17 protein-coding genes are annotated in these 20,323 nt (G+C 53.8%); 9 read left to right on the top strand and 8 right to left on the bottom strand.

Annotated elements, in window-relative coordinates:
• Positions 1-25 precede the first annotated feature (25 nt).
• The 6 genes from J7I43_RS14015 to J7I43_RS13990 form a co-directional block, all read right to left on the bottom strand.
• The gene (locus J7I43_RS14015) at positions 26-1,306 is read right to left on the bottom strand and encodes an MFS transporter (RefSeq protein WP_209146305.1); all 1,281 of its coding nucleotides are present in this window, start codon (positions 1,304-1,306) and stop codon (positions 26-28) included.
• An 82-nt stretch (positions 1,307-1,388) separates the two neighbouring features.
• Positions 1,389-1,586 (bottom strand): KTSC domain-containing protein, encoded by a 198-nt coding sequence (locus J7I43_RS14010; RefSeq protein ID WP_209146304.1) that lies wholly within the window; start codon positions 1,584-1,586, stop codon positions 1,389-1,391.
• Position 1,587: 1 nt separating this feature from the next.
• Positions 1,588-1,776, bottom strand: a complete 189-nt coding sequence (locus tag J7I43_RS14005) for a hypothetical protein (RefSeq protein WP_209146303.1) — start codon at positions 1,774-1,776, stop codon at positions 1,588-1,590.
• A gap of 223 nt (positions 1,777-1,999) precedes the next feature.
• Positions 2,000-2,284 carry a nuclear transport factor 2 family protein gene (locus tag J7I43_RS14000; RefSeq protein ID WP_209146302.1) on the bottom strand — a complete coding sequence of 95 codons (285 nt, stop codon included), beginning with the start codon at positions 2,282-2,284 and terminating at the stop codon, positions 2,000-2,002.
• Between the two features lie 207 nt (positions 2,285-2,491).
• Positions 2,492-3,316: an ion transporter gene (locus tag J7I43_RS13995; RefSeq protein ID WP_209146301.1), complete on the bottom strand. Its 825-nt coding sequence runs from the start codon at positions 3,314-3,316 to the stop codon at positions 2,492-2,494.
• 173 nt (positions 3,317-3,489) lie between these two features.
• Positions 3,490-3,762, bottom strand: coding sequence for a hypothetical protein (locus J7I43_RS13990; RefSeq protein ID WP_209146300.1), 273 nt, complete (start codon positions 3,760-3,762; stop codon positions 3,490-3,492).
• 185 nt (positions 3,763-3,947) lie between these two features.
• On the opposite strand from J7I43_RS13990, the gene J7I43_RS13985 reads away from it, so the two are divergent.
• Both J7I43_RS13985 and J7I43_RS13980 read left to right on the top strand, forming a co-directional pair.
• The gene (locus tag J7I43_RS13985; RefSeq protein WP_209146299.1) at positions 3,948-4,619 is read left to right on the top strand and encodes a FadR/GntR family transcriptional regulator; all 672 of its coding nucleotides are present in this window, start codon (positions 3,948-3,950) and stop codon (positions 4,617-4,619) included.
• Positions 4,620-4,656: 37 nt separating this feature from the next.
• The gene (locus J7I43_RS13980; RefSeq protein ID WP_209146298.1) at positions 4,657-5,889 is read left to right on the top strand and encodes an MFS transporter; all 1,233 of its coding nucleotides are present in this window, start codon (positions 4,657-4,659) and stop codon (positions 5,887-5,889) included.
• Between the two features lie 68 nt (positions 5,890-5,957).
• Here J7I43_RS13980 and J7I43_RS13975 read toward each other — a convergent pair whose 3' ends face one another.
• Positions 5,958-6,686 (bottom strand): DUF2490 domain-containing protein, encoded by a 729-nt coding sequence (locus J7I43_RS13975; RefSeq protein WP_209146297.1) that lies wholly within the window; start codon positions 6,684-6,686, stop codon positions 5,958-5,960.
• Between the two features lie 28 nt (positions 6,687-6,714).
• Positions 6,715-7,422 carry a FadR/GntR family transcriptional regulator gene (locus J7I43_RS13970; RefSeq protein ID WP_209146296.1) on the bottom strand — a complete coding sequence of 236 codons (708 nt, stop codon included), beginning with the start codon at positions 7,420-7,422 and terminating at the stop codon, positions 6,715-6,717.
• 191 nt (positions 7,423-7,613) lie between these two features.
• Between J7I43_RS13970 and J7I43_RS13965 the strand changes: the two genes are divergently transcribed.
• The 7 genes from J7I43_RS13965 to J7I43_RS13935 all read left to right on the top strand — a co-directional run bounded on the left by J7I43_RS13965 (position 7,614) and on the right by J7I43_RS13935 (position 20,316).
• Entirely contained in the window at positions 7,614-10,928 is a 3,315-nt protein-coding gene (locus J7I43_RS13965; RefSeq protein ID WP_209146295.1) for a SusC/RagA family TonB-linked outer membrane protein, read from the top strand.
• 10 nt (positions 10,929-10,938) lie between these two features.
• Entirely contained in the window at positions 10,939-12,459 is a 1,521-nt protein-coding gene (locus tag J7I43_RS13960) for a RagB/SusD family nutrient uptake outer membrane protein (RefSeq protein ID WP_209146294.1), read from the top strand.
• A gap of 78 nt (positions 12,460-12,537) precedes the next feature.
• Positions 12,538-13,479 (top strand): dihydrodipicolinate synthase family protein, encoded by a 942-nt coding sequence (locus tag J7I43_RS13955; protein ID WP_209146293.1) that lies wholly within the window; start codon positions 12,538-12,540, stop codon positions 13,477-13,479.
• Positions 13,480-13,488: 9 nt separating this feature from the next.
• Complete coding sequence (locus J7I43_RS13950) at positions 13,489-16,107, top strand: sodium:solute symporter family transporter (protein WP_209146292.1); 2,619 nt, start codon at positions 13,489-13,491, stop codon at positions 16,105-16,107.
• A complete protein-coding gene (locus J7I43_RS13945; protein WP_209146291.1) occupies positions 16,104-17,294 on the top strand; it encodes an AGE family epimerase/isomerase in 1,191 nt (396 codons plus the stop codon). Before J7I43_RS13950 ends, J7I43_RS13945 begins: the two co-directional genes overlap by 4 nt.
• A 5-nt stretch (positions 17,295-17,299) precedes the next feature.
• Positions 17,300-18,451, top strand: a complete 1,152-nt coding sequence (locus tag J7I43_RS13940; protein WP_209146290.1) for a sialidase family protein — start codon at positions 17,300-17,302, stop codon at positions 18,449-18,451.
• Positions 18,448-20,316, top strand: a complete 1,869-nt coding sequence (locus J7I43_RS13935) for a family 20 glycosylhydrolase (RefSeq protein WP_209146289.1) — start codon at positions 18,448-18,450, stop codon at positions 20,314-20,316. Before J7I43_RS13940 ends, J7I43_RS13935 begins: the two co-directional genes overlap by 4 nt.
• The last annotated feature ends 7 nt before the right edge of the window (positions 20,317-20,323 follow it).

Genomic DNA, 20,323 nt, shown 5'->3' with positions numbered 1-20,323 from the left:
TTATGTTACTAAATAAAATTCCGGTTTATATCCGCACCAGTTTGGCGTAAGCCCTGGTGCGCATGGCCACCATCGTGATGATGAGGCCGAGTATGCCGGTAACAGTGAACAGCAGCGCGATGCCGCGGTCCATGCCTGTGCCGAACCACCACCCGAGCAGGTCCACGCCTTTGCCCGTTGTCATGAACGGGATAAAAACATACTGCGCGATGGGCCCGATCATAAAAGCGGTGAGCGGAGACGCGGCCTGTTCGATACTTTGCGCGAAACCGAACACGCGGCCCTGCCTGTCTGGCGGTATCACTTTCTGGATCACGGTCTGCTCCGCCGCTTCCACCACGGGAATGAGGCAGAGGAAAATGAACATGCCGGCTGACAACAAAATGATGGAAGCCTGTACCGTGAAAAAAATACAGATCGTCCACATCACGATGTTCGACAGGAACAACAGGCGGATCGGGCTTTTGCCCAATCCCGTTCTTGCCACCACGAGGCCGCCGATGATGAAACCCGTGCTCAGCACGGCCCAAATCGTACCCCATGCCTGTACGGACACGAGTGAAAGGCCGTACGCATCCATCAGCGCCATGAATACGCCGCCCAGGAAATTGTTGAGCGTGTTGAAAAATATCAGCCCGAAAAGTCCTGGTATCTTTCGGATGACCGCAATCGTTCCGGGAATATCCACTTTGGGTTTTTCCCCTTCGGCATGTACGATCCGTGTTTCTTCCACCCTGATGGTGAGCAGGTGAACGATGGCCACCACCGTCAGCCCGATGCCAAACATCATCATCCAGAATACGCCCATAAACCCGATCACGAAACCGCTGGGAATAGACGCCAGCATGAACGCGGTACCGGCCGCGCTGCCGAGAAGCCCGTTGGCTTTGTCCCGCGAATTTTCTTCCACCATAAACGTTACCATAGTAGGCAGCGCGATGTTGCGGATATTGCCCGCCAGCACGCCGAACAGGCATAACACGATAAATACCCACAACCGGAAACTGTATGGGTCTTTAAAGGCCTCCGGCGGCGTCACGAGATAAACGATGGCCGCCAATGTGAACAACACCAGCGTGACGGCGCTCGAAAAAAGCATCGCCGTCTTTTTCCGGTAACGGTCCACGATGCTGCCGAGAAAAAAACCGGACACCGATACCGTGCCGATGTAGATGCCGGCCATATAAGACGTTACCAGCACGGATTTGGTTTCCAGGTATACCCAGAAAGTAACCGCAAACCAAACGCAGGTATTGGTAAACCCGGCCAGGATGGAATTGACGAGAATGAGGTAGAAGTTTTTCACACTACAATTTTACCCCCGAAATTTAACTTTCAGGCTGGGGGAACACGACAATGTTTAGGGGTGATTGCGACACGGAAAATGTCTATTCCAATATCCGGAAAGTGAAGTGGTCCCTGATGTGTTTGTTAAAGAACTGTCCCTTGGAAAACGCTTCTTTCATGTTGTTGTAGATCTCCTGCGGCACGGAGAGGTATTCGTACACCTTGCCGGTTACGAACGTGATCTTCAACACGGCCGTCCGCGGATCGTACCGGAAATATTTGATGACAGAAGAGGGCATATCACCGGGTGATTTCTTCCTGAACATCCACGTCATCCGCCTTTTTTTCGTCCGGCCGGTAGGGCGGGATGTTCCGGTTAATCAGCTTGTCCGGCCCTTTGTCCCGGGTTTTACGGAATTGGTGAAGCATGAGGAAAATGAGCCCAAGCGCAGTCACCGCAATGATCAGAATGATGAAACCTGAAGTCATAACAATCCGTTTTTATCTATATCCCGGAAGAATTGTGCCAGAGGGGAATCTCCGCGCTGAACGGCTGTTCGTGCCGGAAGTGTGCAAATAATTCCCCGGTTGCCGTAAAAAAATTTCCTTACGGCGCGACAAACCGAAATTTTCCCGTTTTATCGCCCGCCGCCCGCGATCTGTGGCAGCGCAGGATTACCGTCCTGGTACTTAAGGTTCAACCGTAGTGCCACTACACGCCACTGCCCTTTGCCAAACGCCAGTTTTGCATGACAGCTGCCCACCACCGTCCACACGTTGTGCATGGATTCAGTCGGAAAAAGTGGGTGGCGGTGCCGTAACAATCCACTTCAGCCTCGCCGTTATGTTCCCGTGCGGTGAAGTTGCCCAATTGATGATGCGTGGTTTTGAAACGCGGAAGGAACGCCTTCCAGCCGTCGATAATGGCGGCGGCGGGCAATTGCGCGGCTTTGCCGGCGCCCATGGAAGAATAGTCGAGGTAAACGTTTTCGTCCATCGAAGAATTTCACAAATGTAAAAATTAGCGGGCGGTTGGCGGCGATAAAAAACGTAAATTAGAACACGTAAAACCTTCGAACATGAATAAATTCTGGAGAGCGTTAATTGCCGGTTACGGGGCTAAAAAACTAGGCGGCGGCTGCCTTGGAACGATCGTTGTGTTCACTATTATTTACCTGGCGCTCGGCCAGTGCAACTGACCTTTTTATAATTTTTCCCCACAGAATTTGCAGAAACTGGCATCGGTGTCGTGGCCTTCCTTTCCGCAATTGGGGCAGGCATTGTTCGCGCGGCCCTTGTTCCTGTAGGCCTGCTGCGCCATTTCCGTCGTTACGATGCCGGTAGGCACCGCGATGATGCCGTAACCCAGCAGCATGATGAAACTCGCGATGAACTTGCCGAGCGGCGTGGCCGGCGCCACATCGCCGTACCCCACTGTGGTGATGGTCACAATGGCCCAGTACACCGACTGCGGGATACTGGTAAACCCGCTGCTGTCGTCTTCCACCAGGTAAATCACCGAGCCGAGTATCACCACGCAGGTAAGCACGAAAAGAATGAAGATGCTGATCTTGCGAAGACTGTTAACCACCGCGACGGACAAAAACTGCATCTCGGACAGGAAATGCACGAGGCGGAAAATCCTGAAAATACGCAACAACCGTAATGCGCGGAGCACCAATAACGACTGCGCCCCCACGAAAAACACGCTGAGGTAACTGGGAATGATGGCCAGCAGGTCGATGGCGCCGAAAAAACTGAAAATGTATTTATACGGCCTGCGGATACTGATCAGCCGGAGAATGTACTCTACCGTAAAAATGCCTGTGAATATCCATTCGAGCGCGAGAAAGATGCCGCCATAGCGGCTGTGCAGGCTGTGAACGCTGTCCAGCATTACGACCACTATACTGGCGAGGATGCAGAACAGCAGTGCCACGTCGAACGCCTTTCCGGCTTTGGTCTCCGATTCGTAGATCACGCCGTGGAGTTTTTCCCGCCAGTCTTTGGCGTCTTTTTCCTTTATCATGCGGGGAATTGTTGGTTACCGGAATGGTTGAAGCGTGGGAAAATGGCGGATGCGGCTACATGAAACGCCGCCGCAGTGGGGCTATACAGGAATCTTTGTCCTGGAAGCCACTGCAATGCAGGTTCCCGGCTTATGAAGCATACAAACGCCCGGATTTCCCGGGATCTCAGGAATTACTCGTCGTCGTCCTCATCTTCCTCATCGAGCCATTCCATGTAAGCGTAATACCAGTCTTCCAGCTCGTCCAGCAGCTCCTGTTTTTTCTCCGGTTCTCCGTGAAAATATTCTTCCACGTTATCGATCTCTTCCACGATATCGATGTACGCCACCTCTTCATCTTCTTCTACGCGCTTTGCGAAAAAGCGGGGTCTTTCCGTATGAAAGATATATTCATTATCCGGGTCCGTAACGGGATCATCTGCAATCATGAACTTGGGTAGTGCCATTGGATAACATTTTTTTTTCAACAACTAAATGGAAATACAAAAGTATGGATTATCACGCTGACAATTACATACATTATCAAATCAATTAATGTATCTATAATCCCGCCCATGGCGGTTTCTTGTCTTGCCGTGAAAAATATTTCCCTTCACCGGATTTTCTGTTACCTTTGCAGTCATCTGATGATATGATGACTACGAATATCACGCCTCTAAAACGGAAAAACCTGGCAGACGAAGTGGCCGCGCAATTGCAGGAGCTGATCTGTTCCGGCAGGTACGAGATCGGCCAGCAGCTGCCTGCCGAGCCCGAGCTGATGCTGCAGTTCGGCGTGGGCCGCTCCACCATCCGGGAAGCCGTGCGCCTGCTGGTGAACGGCGGCCTGGTACGCGTGCAGCAGGGCCTGGGCACGTTCATCACTTCGAAACAGCCGATGACGGAGCCGCTTGCAAAACGGCTGCACCGCGCGGAATACGAAGACCTGAACGAGGTGCGGCTGCTGCTGGAAGTGAAGATCGCCGAAAAAGCGGCCATGCACCGCACGAAAGAGGATATCGCGCAGATGAAGGATTTTCTTAAGCAACGGCATACACATGCAAAGGCGAACAACGTGGAAGCGTGCATGAAAGCCGATATCAACTTTCACACCAGCATCGCCGTGGCGTCGAAGAACGAAATACTGGTAGACCTGTATAAAACCATTTCCAGCCATATGCTGCAGTCGTTTAAAGACAGGTATGCTGACACGGACGCATTCCTGGAATCGCAGGCGCTGCACAAATCGCTGCTGGAAAGCATTATCGACAAAAACCCGTCGCAGGCGCTGATCCTGGCCACCCGGATCAGCACGCACAAATGATATTTTTTTGAACTTAAACATCTGATGATCTGACAACATGGAAACTGTACTGGAAGGAGAAGAGAAAAAGACGGCTCAGCAAGTGGCCGAAAAGACTGTATTCTCCGTACTGCTCGCATTGAGCTTTACGCACCTGCTGAATGATACCATTCAGTCTTTGATACCCGCCATTTACCCGATGGTTAAGGATTCCCTCCGCCTCAGCTTTTCACAGGTGGGACTGATCACCCTCACCTTCCAGCTATCTGCCTCCATACTGCAGCCGCTGGTAGGTTTGTACACCGACAAAAAACCGCAACCCTATTCGCTGGCCATCGGCATGGGTTTTACCCTGCTCGGGCTGCTTTGCCTCGCTTTCGCGCATAGCTTTGCCATCGTACTGGTATCCGTGGGACTGGTAGGCGTTGGTTCCGCCGTGTTCCACCCCGAAGCTTCCCGCCTGGCTTATATGGCTTCCGGCGGCAGGCATGGCATGGCGCAATCGCTGTTCCAGGTGGGCGGCAACACTGGCAGCTCGCTTGGACCTTTGCTGGCAGCGGCCATCATCGTGCCTTTCGGGCAATATTCCATCGCCTGGTTTTCCGTGATCGCATTGCTCGCTATCGGTGTAATGCTGCGCATCAGCCGCTGGTACCTGGGCAACACCCACCGCATCAAACCGAAAAAGCAGGCCGCGCACCGCGAAACCGTCCGGCTTTCCAAGGGAAAGGTTGCATTTGCGCTCACCATTCTACTGGTGCTGATCTTCTCCAAATATTTCTACATGGCGAGCCTCACCAGCTATTATACTTTTTACCTGATGGACAAATTCCATGTGTCTGTGCAGAACTCGCAGGTGTACCTGTTCATTTTCCTGTTCGCCATCGCCGCGGGCACGTTTATCGGCGGGCCGGTGGGCGACCGCATCGGCAGGAAATACGTGATCTGGATCTCCATTCTCGGCGTGGCGCCGTTCGCGCTGCTGATGCCGCACGTCAACCTGTTCTGGACCGTGATCCTCAGCGTGTTTATCGGCGTGATCCTTTCTTCTGCCTTCTCCGCCATTCTCGTATATGCGCAGGAGTTAGTTCCGGGAAAAGTAGGTATGATCGCCGGATTGTTCTTCGGTTTCGCTTTCGGCATGGCAGGCGTAGGCTCCGCGCTGCTGGGCGAACTGGCAGACAGAACGAGCATCAATTACGTCTACCAGGTTTGCGCTTACCTGCCGCTGATCGGGCTGCTGACGGGATTTTTACCGAATATCGAAGGGAAGAAAAAACAAGTGGCATAATTACTTGCATACACATAAAAAAGCGATTGTCCATCCGGCAATCGCTTTTTTTTATGCTGAATATTTTTTTACAGCCGCAGGTAACCCGCCAGCTGCGCCACATGCACGTTCGTGAAATTATCGTTGCGCTGGGTGATGTACTGGTTGAGATACCCCGCTTCCAAATCGAATTTGGCGCTGAAGCGGTACCCAACCGCAACGTACGCCCTGTTCTGGTCGAAGGTTTTACCGTTCACCGCGCTTTTATCGCCGAAATTGAGGAACAGCTCGTTCTGCAGCGCCCCGAACATTCCTTTCGAAAAAGATCTCTCACCGCTGAAAGGAATGATGCCGCGGAGGAAGTAGCGGAAACGGTGGGCGGTATTATGCCCGTCTTTTTTCCACTTCACGTCCGAAGGATCATACACCATATTGCCGATAAAACGTTGTTCCACCCTGAAGCGGTGCTGAAGCGGAACGAATCCCACCGGGTGATTGATGATAAACTGTTCCCAGATGCGGTGCTCCGCAAAATGGTCCGTTTGCATGAAACGGTTGCTCACCAGGGCGTAACCCGCCGTGATGATCATATTTTTCCGCACATGATAATTAAGGCCGGGCCGCACGATGTAGGTCTGCAAAGATTCCCATTTGTCGCTCGAGCGCGCCTGCGCATCGAGATGCACGCCGAATTTCGACCCGGTGATCCTGAAAGAGTTGAAAGACGCAAGCCAGCCTGCAAATTGCGGCCGCTGCTGGGCTTTAAGCATGGTTGCCGTGAAAAGGAATAAAATTCCCGTCAAAATAATCTGCCTCATACGGTTAAAAATAAGACAGGATGACGAGTTATTCAAACAGGCGGGCAAAGTGATTCTCCAAATGTTTACGCATGCCGTTGCGGAACTCTTCCGGGGTGCCGTTTTCCAGGATGTCTACCAGCCCTTTGTGCGACACGAAAGTTCTCAGCTGCGGCTGTTTTTTCAGCAGCCCGCTGTTGTGCACGTAATCGAAAACCGGCAGCAGCATTTTCTGGAATTTTTTCAGCGTCTCATTTCCCGCGATCTCGTACAATTTGCCATGGAAGGCAATTTCGTGCTCGATGTTAAAAAGATGCGTCTGCGTGGCGGGCGGTTCTTTTTTGACGATGTTCTTCAATTCTTTAATATCCTCTTTGGTAACACGGTGGAAAAGAAAATCGGCCATGCCGATCTCCAGCACGAGCCTTATTTCGAAAATTTCCTTCAGCGTGTCCTGGTCGAGGATGTGAGGATTCATGCTTTTGTGCAAGTTGCCAAAAAGGTCAGGGCTCGTGATCACCGCGCCTTTTTTCTTGCGGGATTCGATCAGTCCCATCAAACGCAGCCGCAGCAGGGCTTCACGGATCACGGTGCGGCTAACGCCGAGCGTTTCGGCCAGTTCCATTTCCTTGGGAATGGGGTCGCCTACCTTCAATTTCCTTTCCTGTAGCAGGTTTACAAGGTTTGCTTCCACTTTGTCTACCAGCGAGCTGGTGTCTATCGTTTTCAGGCTGTCTTTTATCGCGGAGAGGCTCATAATTATGTTGTACTTAATTCAAATGTAAAAAATCGGGAAGAAATCCGGCTATTGCAATTCAGTCATTCTTATAATCTATTGACAATCAAAGTATAAATATTTTATTTGGAATTACCGATCGAATTCTTTTAACTTTATTATGTCATACATAATGCAAATATAGTTCCTAAAACAACCAAAATTCCATTCACATGAGATCATTTAACAAGAAAGTATGGCTTCTGCTGACTTGCTTTCTTTTCTCTGCCGCCGCATGGGCGCAGGTGAGAAAAATTTCCGGGAAAGTGACTTCGGAAGAAGACAAACAACCGCTTCCCGGCGTTACCGTTATGATAAAAGGAACTGCCAGGGGCACCCAAACCGGTCCCAACGGCGAATTTTCCCTCGACGCCGCTCCCGCGGACGTGCTTGTATTCCGGTTCACCGGCTTTACCACGCACGAACAACCGGCCGGCAACTCCACCTCTATCGTTATTTCCCTTAAACCAGACATTGCCAAACTGAATGAAGTGGTGATCGTGGGATATGGCGAACAAAGCCGTAAAACACTCACCTCTTCCATTTCCCGCGTAGACGAAAACGTGCTGAAATCAGTGCCCCGCACCAACGTTGCCACTGCGCTCCAGGGCACCGCACCGGGCCTTCGCGTGCAGCAGAACACCGGTCAGCCCGGTTCCACTCCCACCATCGTTTTCCGCGGCGGCACCAACTTCAACGGTTCGGGCTCCCCGCTGATCGTGGTAGACGGTGTGATCGTTCCTTCATTATACGGCCTTAACACGGAAGACGTAGAAAGCATCGACGTGCTGAAAGACGCCGCGTCTGCCGCTATTTACGGCGCGAGAGCTTCAAACGGCGTTATTCTCGTAACAACGCGCAAAGGGAAAAAAGGCCAGTCCACCGTCAACTATAGCTATCGCATCGCGAAAAATTTTGTGAGAAGAAGCGGCATTGAACTGATGAGCGCCGAAGATTACATCCGCTGGAACCGCCGCGGCCTCGCCAGCAGGTACGAAGCCGCCGTGGCAGACAACAATGCCGGCGAACAGACCAACACCCGCAACCAGCTTTCCGGCGCATGGGGCTGGGGCCTGAATTCAGGGTGGGCCGCGCCGGACGGAAAATATTCCACCCAGCTCATTTCCAACAACAACCGCCAATTGCTCTCCGATCCGCAGTGGCATTTGCTGATCGATAAAAATCCGTTTACCGCCGGTCAGAACGACAGCATTCTTTACCGCTCCGTTTCGCAGCGCGAGCTGGAAGATCTCATTCTCCAGGAAAGCACTTTGCAGGAACATTATGTCAACTTTTCCGGCGGCAGCGAAACCGGTAATTTTTCGCTCGGCCTCGGCGCCATCCGCGACATCGGCATGGTGCTCGGTTCCGGCCTGAAACGGATGAACGCGAATTTTAACGGCGGGCTGAATGTGGGTAAAGACCTGAAAGTGACGCTCAACCTTGCCGCGTACAGCACCAATTCCACGCCTTCTTATCTCACGGCGGATGCCGACGGCGGTCTTACCGGCGGCCTCATCCAGCGTTTCGGCGCCATTGCGCCAACCGTGCGGCTCACGCACGACGCGACCGGCGCGATATTGCCCGGTGTAGACGCCGCTACGCTCGGCAATCCGAAATATTTTTCAGATAAATACCTGCGGCAATCGAGAGAGCAGCGTTATTCGGGGAATCTCGGGCTGGAATATTCCATTTCCCCCGTTTTCAAACTGCTCGGCAGCGCTTCCGGTTTTATCCGCGAAACAACGGACGATTCCTTTAACAAAGCATATATCAACGGTACCGGCGGCGCACAGGTGAACACCCGCAGCGCAAGTTTCGGCATCAACAAAATGTACCAGTACCTGTACAACGGTTTCCTGCAATACACGAACACTTTCGGAAAACACGACCTTTCCGCGATGGCGGGCGGTGAATTTTACGATGCGCGCCGCTACAACTACGGCGCCTCCGCCAGCAACGCCGCCACGGATTACATTCCCTGGCTGTCTGCCTCCACCACGGCCGTTGGCGTGCCCACATCGGGTTTTATCAGCTGGCAGCGGCTGGCTTCCGCCATCGGGCGTTTGAATTACAGTTACGACGACCGTTTCCTGCTCAACGCCAACCTTCGTTACGACGGTACTTCCAAACTGTCCAACAACCGGTATGGATTTTTCCCCGGCATATCGGCGGGCTGGAACCTGCATAACGAAAACTTTTTCAAAGGTTCTTCCCTCAGCCGCTACGTTTCCGTGATCAAACCGCGCATCAGCTACGGCGTGAACGGCAGCATGGACCCGCTTTCCGACTACGCCACCGCAGCGGTGTACAGCAGCGTGGGCATTTACAACGGCCAGCCCGGTTTTGCAAGCACAAGCATCGTAAATGCGGACCTGAAATGGGAAAGGGCCAGCACGCTGAACTTCGGCCTCGATCTCGGTCTTTTCGACAATCGTATTACGCTCATCGGCGATTATTTTATCCGTAATGTATACGACAAGATCAGCACGCTGTCTATTCCTGCCTGGACGGGTTATACCAGCTACACTACCAATCTCGGCCAGCTCCGCAACAAAGGCATCGAACTGGAAATGCGCGTGAACGTGCTTCGCCCGAAAACGGCGGACGGCCCTTCACTGGATATTTCCGCCAATTTCTTCCACGTAAAAAATTACGCCATCAAATTACCTGACAACGGCCTGGAGAGAAACCGTCAAAGCGCCGCGCAGATCTGGGACCCGGCATCGCAGCAGCTGATCTGGGTAGGCGGCTTGCAGGAAGGTTACCGCATCGGGCTTGAAGACGAAATCTATGCGCCTGTTTACGACGGCATTTATACTTCACAGGAGGAACTGACGAAAAGCGCCAGCCTGGTCAATTCATTCCTGCCTTATACCAACAAACGCGTAAAACTCCTTGGCGATGCGCGCTGGCGCGATGTGGACGGCAATGATACGCTCGATACCCGCGACTATGTACACGTGGGTCGCATAAAGCCGACAATACAGGGCGGTTTTTCGCTCGCCTCTTCCTGGAAAGGTTTCAGTCTCTTCGCACAATTTGACTATTCGCTCGGTTTCATGATCGCCAACCAGACCTGGCTGCGCGGCATGTCGCAGGTACAGGGCTCGCAAAACGGCCCGGTAGATGTGAAAAACACCTGGTCGCCTGACAATCCTTCCGGTACTTTACCGCGCTACTACTGGGCTAACTATGCCCGGAACTATTTTATGGACGCAGGCGGCGGCACTACCGCTCCCGCGAACTTCTGGGAGAAAGGCGATTACCTGGCCGTGCGTGAGATCACCCTGGCCTACGTTACACCCGATGCATGGCTGAAAAACGCGACCAACAACAAGATCAGGAACCTGAAAGTATCCGTTACCGGTTCAAACCTGGCATACATTACCGGGTACAGCGGCAACTTCCCGGAAAACGGGGGCAACGACGCCGGCCGCTTCCCGCTTCCTAAAACGCTCACCTTCGGCGCTTCCGTAAACTTCTAATCCTTCCGTCATGAACAATTACGCAAAACATATTCTGACACTTCTCTCCGCGGCCATGCTCACTGCCTCCTGCCAGAAACAGCTGGAAGAGGTGCGGCCGCAAACCACGCTGGACCAGAACTCCGTGCTCACCGACCCGAATGTGGCCATGACGCTCTATAACGGCGTGTACGCTTCTTTCCGTTCTTCCAATTCCGCATTTTTTAACTTCGGTGAAATGCGTTCTGACATCTGGGCAGACGGGCTGTACACCGAATCGGAAGACGGTACGCTCAAACAATACTGGAGCCACAACTTCAGCCAGGCGAACGCCCCCGCCAATAACTGGGGCGGGCTCTACCCGCTGATCGACCGCATCAACACGGTGATCAAACTTTTCCCGCAATCTAACGTGGAAGCCGCCACCAGTCAGCGTTGCGTCGCCGAAATGTACGGCCTTCGCGCTTACATTTATTACGCGATGCTCCGCACCTGGGGCGATGTGCCGCTGACCATCGAGCCGGTGGAAACCGTCGGCGATCTTTCCGCATTGTACAAAGCGCGCTCGCCGCAGGCGGACGTGATGGCGCAGATAAAATCCGATATCGAACAGTCGCTTACGTTGTTCGCCGGCAACAACGGTTTCCCAGACCGGAAACATGTGAACTGGAACAGGGCCGCCACGCTGGTATTAAAAGGCGATGTGTTTCTTTGGAGCGGCACGCTGATGGGCGGCGGGAACGGCGATTTTAATACAGCCAAAACCGCGCTGGAAGAAGCAAAAGCAATCCCCGCAATCGGTTTGCAAACCAATTTCGCCGATGTATTCGACGCCACGAAAGAAGCCAATAACAAAGAGATCATTTTTGCCGTGAGTTACGAAAAAGACCAGTCTACCAACGGCATGTTCGGTTCCTTCCTCGTAAACACCACGCAAGCGGGCACACTGCTGCTGGACGCAGGAACACCCGAACAGCAAAGCGTTTCGGCCGCATACCCGCTCGTAGCGGGCGCCAGCAGGGTAGGCATGAGCCAGGCGATGATCACCCGGCTCAACGATCCGGCGGATACCCGCATTCGCAGTTCATTCAAGGTGATGTACCGCAACCTGCCCGGTTTCCCGGTTGCCGCCGTGCTGCTTACCAAGTTCATTGGTAGAACGGACGCGGGCATTCAGCTGTACGACACCGATTTTCCTGTTTACCGTTATGCGGATGTGCTGCTGTTATTGGCTGAAGCAAATGCCAAGCTTGGCGGTGACCCGTCTGCAGAGATAAATGCCATTAGACAGCGCGCTTACGGCGCCGGTTATACGCCATATGTAAACGGAACGCCTGAACAGAACATAAACGCGGTGCTGGAAGAGGACCTGCGCGAATTTATCGGGGAAGGCCGTCGCTGGTGGGCGCTCCGCAGGGCGGGAGACACGTATGTGTACAATGCTGTAAACCCGGCGTACTTCAGCAGCGCCACCGCTTACAAAATGCTGCTGCCTTTGCCGCTCAGCATGCTGAATGCAGATCCTTTGCTGAAACAAACCTTTGGTTATTAAAAATTTTCGTAGCGTATACAGCATGGCCGGGAATAATCCTGTTCCCGGATCTTTCTCTAAAAAAAATAAATCCGAAATATGACAATTGAACATCTGAGCGGCCTGATCGCGGCCCCGTTTACACCCATGCACCCAAACGGAAGCCTGCACCCCGCGCTGATACCGGCGTATTATGAAATGTTGCGGCTCAACGGCGTTACGGGCGCGTTTATCTGCGGTTCCACCGGCGAAGGCGTGTCGCTGACCGTTTCCGAAAAAAAGGCGATAGCTGAAAGCTGGGCCGCCGCCACGCATCACGACCCGTCGTTTAAAGTGATCACCTTGCTGGGCGGCACCAGCGTGGCCGAATGCATCGAGCTGGCGAAACATGCCAGGGATTGCGGCCTCTATTCCGTCGCTTTTACATCTCCTTTTTATTTTAAACCGGCTTCGGTGAATATGCTGGCTGAAATGTGCATCAGCATTGCGTCCGCCGTGCCCGATATGCCTTTTTATTATTATCATATCCCGGTGCTGACGGGCGTAAACTTCGCCATGCACGATCTGCTGAAAGCCATACACGGCCGCTGCCCCAATTTTGCCGGGGTGAAATACACGCATGAAGATTTTATGGATTTTCTTTCCTGCCTCCATTTTGCGGATGGCCGGTACGATATGCTCTGGGGCCGTGACGAGAACATGCTGCCCGCGCTCGCTGTTGGCTCAAAAGGCGCTGTGGGAAGCACTTTCAACTATGCCGCGCCATTATATTACGACCTGATCGCCGCTTATGAAAAAGGCGATATGGAAACCGCGAGAACCTTGCAGCAGCAGTCGATAGACATGATCAGGCTGCTGGGAAAATACGGCGGCATTGCCACCGGGAAAGCCTATATGAAACTGCTGGGCCTCGATTGCGGCGGGTTCCGTCCGCCTGTAGCCAACATGAGCGCAGAGCGGTTCGTTATGTTTGAAAAAGAAGTGAGCTCGCTCGGTTTCGCGGGTTATTGTTCCAGGCTGCCGGCGGCCGCCAGGCGATAAACGATCATCATGCGAAAATTCCTTTTCATTATCCTGTTCTGTATGTTCTATTTACCGCCGCTTTCCGCGCAGGAAGCCGGCAACCATCACATTAGCTGGTCCGTTCCCGCGCAGCTGCCCATTCCCGATGGCGCTGATGCGCAACCCGGCGTTGCGGGCGCTTCGGCGGGCATGCATCAGCAGGTGCTGCTCATTGCGGGCGGGGCCAACTTCCCGGACGGCATGCCCTGGGAAGGCGGTAAAAAAATGTATCATGGCGACGTGTATGCGCTTGACCAAAATATGCAATGGGCGGGCGCCCCGTCAAAATTGCCGTTTGTTTTTGCATACGCCGCCAGCGTCAGCACGCCGGAAGGATTGATGTGCATCGGCGGGGAAGATGAAAACGGGGCCCGTTCTTCCGTTTTCCTCCTGCAATGGGACGCCGGGACCAAAACAGTGCGCGTAAAAAACATGCCGCTTCTTCCCCAGCCGCTCACCAACGCATCTGCCGCGCTTGCCGGCAATACCGTGTACGTGGCAGGCGGAGAGAACGCGACCGCGACGGTGAACACCTTTTACAGCCTCGAACTTTCGCCCGGCGCGGAATGGAAAACGCTGCCGCCCTTGCCACAGGCGGTTTCACACGCAGTAACGGTAGCGCAGTCTAACGGCGAGCGCACCTGCATTTATGTTGCGGGCGGAAGAACGAAAAACGTTTCCGGCATCAGTAAGCTGCACAACAGCGCCTGGCAATACGATCCGAAAACTTACCGGTGGAAACGGCTGCACGATATTCCCTCCCCCGCGATCTCCGCCGGCAGCGGCGTAGCATCTGGCGCCACGTACATTTTATTGTTCGGCGGCGACAAAGGGGAGGTATTCACACAGATCGAAACATTCAACGCCCGCATCGCCAAAGCGGCAACGGGCGAAGAAAAACAACGCCTGCAGGCTGCGAAACTCCCGCTTCTCACGGCTCACCCGGGTTTCAGCAAAGACGTGCTGCTGTACAACACCGTTACAGACACCTGGGCGCGCATCGGCGAGATCCCTTTCGAAACGCCCGTTACCACCGCCGCCGTTAAATGGGGCGACAACATCATCATCCCTTCCGGGGAAATAAAACCCGGCGTAAGAACACCGCAAATATTGAAAGGCACCATCACCCGCAAACAGTTTTTTTCCTGGGTGGATTACACCGTACTCGCGCTCTACCTGCTGCTGATGATCGGCATCGGGCTGTGGACATCCCGCCACCAGGGCTCTACCAACGATTATTTCCGCGGCGGGCAGAAGATCCCCGGATGGGCCACGGGCCTGAGCATTTTCGGGGCGAAGCTGAGCGCTATCACGTTCATCGGCATACCCGCCAAAACATACGCTTCCAACTGGACATACTTTCTCATGCTCATGACCATCATCATGATCATGCCGGTGGTGGTGCGGTTTTTCATCCCGTTTTACCGGCGGCTGAACGTAACGTCTGCTTACGAATACCTGGAAAAACGATTCAGCTACGTTTCCCGCTGCATGGCTTCGCTCTTGTTCCTGCTTTTGCAGCTCGGAAGAATGGGTATCGTGCTGTTGCTGCCCAGCATCGCATTGTCTGTCGTAACCGGCATTCCCGTTACCGTCAGCATCCTGATCATGGGCGTCGTCAGTATTTTTTACACGGTATTGGGCGGTGTGGAAGCCGTTATCTGGACGGAAGTGGTGCAGGTGATCATCTTGCTGGGCGGGGCTGTGCTGGCGCTCATCCTGCTGCCGCTCAACATGGGCGCATCGGCGGGCGAGGCATGGGAAAACATAACCGCGAACGGCAAACTGACAATGCTGGATTTCAGTTTCGATCTTTCGTCGCCCACGCTTTGGGTGGTACTGATCGGCGGGCTGGCGCTGAACCTTACCGTGTATGGCACAGACCAGACGGTGGTGCAGCGGTACCTCACCACGAAAGACGAGCGTTCCGCCGTGAACAGCCTGAAACTCGGCGCCTGGATGACGCTTCCTTCCACCATCATTTTCTTCTCCATCGGCACGTTGCTGTACCTGTTCTACCAGCATCACCCCGAAAAAGTGAACATCGCACTCGATGCGCAGGATACGATCTTTCCGTGGTACATCGTGAATGAAATGCCGCGCGGCATTTCCGGGCTGGTGATCACGGCCATTTTTGCGGCGGCCATGGGCAGCCTGAACGGAAGTGTCAACGCCGTGTCCACCGTATTCGTCAATGATTTTTACCGAAAATTCTTTCCAAACAAAACGGAAAAAAATTATCTCAACGCCGCCAAGATCTCCACGTTGTTCGTGGGCATTTTCGGTACAGGCATCGCGCTGGTGATGGCGGGCACGGGCATCGTTTCGCTCTGGGACCAGTTTAATACCATTCTCGGGCTGTTCACCGGCGGCATTGCGGGGCTTTTTGTCCTGGGCATTTTCACCAAACGGGCGAACGCCTTCGGTGCGGCCGCAGGCCTTATTACAAGCGGCATCTGCCAATATCTAGTGTTCCGGTATTTAGACATCAATCTTTTACTCTACGCGCTTACCGGCCTTACCAGCTGCGCCGTTTTCGGCTACCTGTTCAGCCTGGCTGGCGGAAGGCCCAAAAACCTGGCCGGGTTAACGGTCTATAAGTCATGAGCTACACATTGAACGAACTGGTAAACCTGCGGGATTTTTACAAAAAACAGTTGTTGGAAGACACGCTTCCCTTCTGGTTCCCCCGCAGCATAGACAAGGAGCACGGCGGTTACCTGCTGATGCGCGATGCGGACGGGTCGCTGATAGACGACGATAAGGCCGTGTGGATACAAGGCCGCGCCGCATGGCTGCTTGCAACGATGTACAACACCGTTTCCCCTGAAAAAGAATGGCTCGACGGTTCGGCATCGGGCATCCGGTTTCTGCGGGAACATTGTTTTGATACCGATGGGCGTATGTTTTTCCATGTCGCCCGCGACGGGAAGCCCATTCGCAAGCGGCGTTATTTTTTCTCCGAAACCTTTGCCGTTATTGCTTCCGCGGCGTACGCCAAAGCGACCGGCGATGGGGAAGCCGCGGCCATGGCGCGGAAACTGTTCGGAAAATGTATGGAATATGCCGCCCGTCCCGATCTTTTGCCTGCCAAATTCACCGGTACCAGGCCCGCCAAAGGCATTGGGGTTCCCATGATCCTGATGAACACGGCGCAGGAACTGCGCAATACCGTCGGCGACGAGCGTTGCGATGATTACATTATGCATTGCATTCACGAGATCGAAAAATATTTCGTGAAAGATGATATTCGTTGTGTTATGGAAACCGTCGCGCCGGATGGCGGCATCATCGACCACATCGACGGCCGCACGCTCAATCCCGGGCATGCTATCGAAGGTGCATGGTTCATTTTGCAGGAAGCGCTCCATCGCGGCAACGATCCGCACCTCACGAATCTCGGTTGCCGCATGCTCGACTATATGTGGGAACGCGGATGGGACGCGGAACACGGCGGCATCCTGTATTTCCGCGACGTGTACGGCAAACCTGTGCAGGAATACTGGCAGGACATGAAATTCTGGTGGCCGCACAACGAAACCATCATTGCCACGCTGATGGCCTATCTTATGACGGGCAACGAAAAATACGCCCGCTGGCACCGGATGGTGCACGATTATGCCTACAGCCGCTTTCATGACCAGCAAAACGGCGAATGGTTTGGTTATCTTCACCGCAACGGCGCCGTGGCGCAAACCGCGAAGGGCAATTTGTTCAAAGGCCCCTTCCACCTGCCGCGCCAGGAACTGCGCTGCTGGCAAATGCTTGATCAATATCTCGAAAACAGAAAATAATTACAATGAAAAAAATATCCATACTGTTACTGATGGCCGTTTATTGTATCACGGCGGCCGCACAGGAAAAAATACCGGTATTTACTTCCGGCGAAGACGGGCATAAAAGTTACCGCATCCCCGCCATCATCCGCCTGCCCGATGGTCAGCTGCTGGCTTTTTGCGAAGGACGGGTCAACAATGCGGCCGATTTCGGCGATATCAATATCGTGATGAAAAAAAGCAGGGACAATGGAAAAACATGGGGGACTTTGCAGCACATCGTCGATTATGAAAACCTGCAGGCCGGCAATCCCGCGCCGGTAGTGGATCTTCAAGATCCTGCATATCCAAAGGGCAGGATCTTCCTTTTCTACAACACCGGCAACGAACACGAGCCGCAGGTGCGCAAAGGGAAGGGCCTGCGCGAGGTATGGTATAAAACTTCCGGAGACGGCGGCGCCACCTGGTCCGATCCCGTGAATATCACCGGCGAAGCGCACCGGCCCAAACAACCCGCGATCAACCCGGCATACAACTTCAGTGAAGACTGGCGCACTTACGCCAACACGCCCGGTCATGCCATGCAATTCAAAAGCGGGCCGTACAAAGGGCGCATTTATGTAGCCGCAAACCACACCGCAGGCGATCCCCTGCCCAATTACCGCGACGGCCGCGCGCATGGTTTTTATTCGGACGATCACGGCAAAACGTTCCGCCTCAGCGACAACGTCGAAATTCCCGGCGGCAACGAGGCCATTGCGGCGGAGTTGCCCGGCGGCAGGCTGATGATGAACATCCGCAATCAAAAAGGCGGCGAAAAAGCCCGCATCGTGGCGCTTAGCAGCAACGGCGGTCAAACCTGGGATACGGCTTATTACGACTTCCACCTGCCCGACCCCGTTTGCCAGGGCACGTTGCTGAATATCAGCGGAAACCGGCTGGCGTTCTGCAATGCAGCCGATACGCTGCGCCGCAATAATCTTACGCTCCGCATCAGTTCCGACGAAGGGAAAACCTGGCGGCAAAATTATCTCATCGATAAAAGCCCGGACGGCAAAGGAGATTACACCGCATATTCCGATATTGTGCAAACGGCCGGCAACCGCATCGGTGTGTTGTATGAAAGGAATGGTTACCGGCAGATCGTATTCACGACCGTAAAGATCAAAAAATGAAACTGTTCACCGCGCTACTCTTATTGTGCTGCATTCACGCGGCCGCCCAGCCCGCGTTGATCCCCGAGCCGAAACAGCTGAGCTGGGGCAAAAGCGAGCTGCGTATCGGCGGGCTTTCCGTCCGGTCCGCCGATTTTCCGCAGGAAGCCGCCCGTTTGTCGCGATTGCTGGAAGAACAACATCTTCCTGCTCCCGGTACCAAACAACCCGCGTTCCTGATCCGGAAAAAACCGATGGGAAAAGAAGCATACCGGCTGGAAGTAAATGCAGGTGGCATTCTGCTGGAAGCATCCACCGCGCAGGGTGCATTTTACGGCATCCAGACGTTCATGCAGCTTTTACACGAAGGCGCCGTGCCGTTCTGCAAAATATCCGATGAGCCGGCATTTTCGTGGCGCGGGTATATGGTAGACGTGGGAAGGAATTACCAGTCCATGGCGCTGCTGAAAGAACAGATCGAAGTGATGGCGAAATACAAGTACAATATTTTTCATTTCCATCTCACGGAAGATATCGCCTGGAGGCTGGCGGTGAAACAATACCCACAGCTTACCGCGGCTGAGCATATGATCCGCAATAAAGGAAAATTTTATTCGGAAGCGGATATGCGCGAGCTGATCAAATTTTGTGCGGACAGGCACATCCTGCTGGTGCCGGAAATAGACATGCCCGGCCACAGCGCCGCGTTCAAACGCGCGATGGCAACGGATATGCAGAGCGACAGCGGCGTTGTTATCGTAAAAAACATCCTCCGCGAATTTTGCGATACGTACCAGCTGCCGTACATCCATATCGGCGGTGACGAAGTGCATATCAAAAACAAAAACTTCCTGCCTGAAATGACCGGCCAGCTTCACGACGCCGGCAAACGCACGATCGGCTGGAGCCCAGGCGGAAATGTAGGCGCGGAAACCATCCGTCAATTATGGGGAGACGCCGGCGTTACGGACTCTACATTTTCGTATATTGATTCCCGTTATTTCTATATCAATCATATGGACCCGCTGGAAAGCGCGGTGTCTATTTATTTCCGGCAGATCGGCGGCAGGCTGAAGGAAGACCGGAACATGAAAGGCGGCACGCTTTGCCTGTGGCACGACAGGAATGTGCGCTCGGAAGAAGACATGATGCGGATGAACCCGGTTTATCCCGCGCTCCTGGCGTTTTCGGAGAAAGCATGGAAAGGCGGCGGCGTGAAGGGATTCCAGGTAAAAATCACCGATACGGCCGCTTTCGCGAAGTTCGAGCGGAGGCTGGTGCGGCACGGGAAGGAATATTTCCATCAAAAACCTTTCCCCTACACCGCGCAAAGCAATCTCAAATGGCAGCTTTATGGTCCGTTCGACAATGGAGGCGACCTCTCCCGCCGCTTCGCGCCGGAAAACGGCGATCTTCCCAAACCAGCCATGGAAGCCACCGGCGGAACGATCATCCTTCGTCATTGGTGGCCCCTGGTGCAAAGCTGGCTGCCTCCTCAAAAACCAAATTCTACCTGGTACGCTACCACCCGCATCTGGAGCGACGCAGACACCACTGCAGGCTACTGGATCGGGTTTTACAATCTTTCCCGCTCACCCGCCACCGACTCCCCGCCCAAAGGCGCCTGGGATAAAAAAGAAAGCAAAGTGTGGGTGAACGGAACCCTTATTCCGCCGCCGGAATGGCAGCACGGCGGGCAAAAAGGTCAGCTCGAAACACCTTTGACGGATGAAGGTTACGAATACCGCGAACCAACGCCAATACAACTCCGCAAAGGCTGGAACACCGTGCTCATCAAAGCGCCCGTGGGTTCATTTGAAAGCCGGGACTGGAACAATCCCGTAAAGTGGATGTTTACGTTCGCGCCAGCGCCTGTTGATGAATGACGGCAGT

Origin of the sequence: Chitinophaga chungangae, assembly GCF_017742215.1 — a bacterium.
In the GTDB taxonomy this organism is placed as follows: Bacteria; Bacteroidota; Bacteroidia; order Chitinophagales; family Chitinophagaceae; genus Chitinophaga; species Chitinophaga chungangae.
Note: the sequence above shows the minus strand (reverse complement) of the source record. Positions and strands in the feature narration are given on the sequence as shown.

Bases quoted from the DNA above. Each gene is read 5' to 3' on its own strand.
- J7I43_RS13945 (WP_209146291.1), top strand. From the start codon at position 16,104: ATGAGCTACACATTGAACGAACTGGTAAACCTGCGGGATTTTTACAAA.
- J7I43_RS13975 (WP_209146297.1), bottom strand. From the start codon at position 6,686: ATGAGGCAGATTATTTTGACGGGAATTTTATTCCTTTTCACGGCAACC.
- J7I43_RS13965 (WP_209146295.1), top strand. From the start codon at position 7,614: ATGAGATCATTTAACAAGAAAGTATGGCTTCTGCTGACTTGCTTTCTT.
- J7I43_RS13950 (WP_209146292.1), top strand. From the start codon at position 13,489: ATGCGAAAATTCCTTTTCATTATCCTGTTCTGTATGTTCTATTTACCG.
- J7I43_RS13940 (WP_209146290.1), top strand. From the start codon at position 17,300: ATGAAAAAAATATCCATACTGTTACTGATGGCCGTTTATTGTATCACG.
- J7I43_RS13970 (WP_209146296.1), bottom strand. From the start codon at position 7,422: ATGAGCCTCTCCGCGATAAAAGACAGCCTGAAAACGATAGACACCAGC.
- J7I43_RS13960 (WP_209146294.1), top strand. From the start codon at position 10,939: ATGAACAATTACGCAAAACATATTCTGACACTTCTCTCCGCGGCCATG.
- J7I43_RS13985 (WP_209146299.1), top strand. From the start codon at position 3,948: ATGATGACTACGAATATCACGCCTCTAAAACGGAAAAACCTGGCAGAC.
- J7I43_RS14010 (WP_209146304.1), bottom strand. From the start codon at position 1,586: ATGCCCTCTTCTGTCATCAAATATTTCCGGTACGATCCGCGGACGGCC.
- J7I43_RS13995 (WP_209146301.1), bottom strand. From the start codon at position 3,316: ATGATAAAGGAAAAAGACGCCAAAGACTGGCGGGAAAAACTCCACGGC.
- J7I43_RS14005 (WP_209146303.1), bottom strand. From the start codon at position 1,776: ATGACTTCAGGTTTCATCATTCTGATCATTGCGGTGACTGCGCTTGGG.
- J7I43_RS13990 (WP_209146300.1), bottom strand. From the start codon at position 3,762: ATGGCACTACCCAAGTTCATGATTGCAGATGATCCCGTTACGGACCCG.
- J7I43_RS13935 (WP_209146289.1), top strand. From the start codon at position 18,448: ATGAAACTGTTCACCGCGCTACTCTTATTGTGCTGCATTCACGCGGCC.
- J7I43_RS13980 (WP_209146298.1), top strand. From the start codon at position 4,657: ATGGAAACTGTACTGGAAGGAGAAGAGAAAAAGACGGCTCAGCAAGTG.
- J7I43_RS14000 (WP_209146302.1), bottom strand. From the start codon at position 2,284: ATGGACGAAAACGTTTACCTCGACTATTCTTCCATGGGCGCCGGCAAA.
- J7I43_RS13955 (WP_209146293.1), top strand. From the start codon at position 12,538: ATGACAATTGAACATCTGAGCGGCCTGATCGCGGCCCCGTTTACACCC.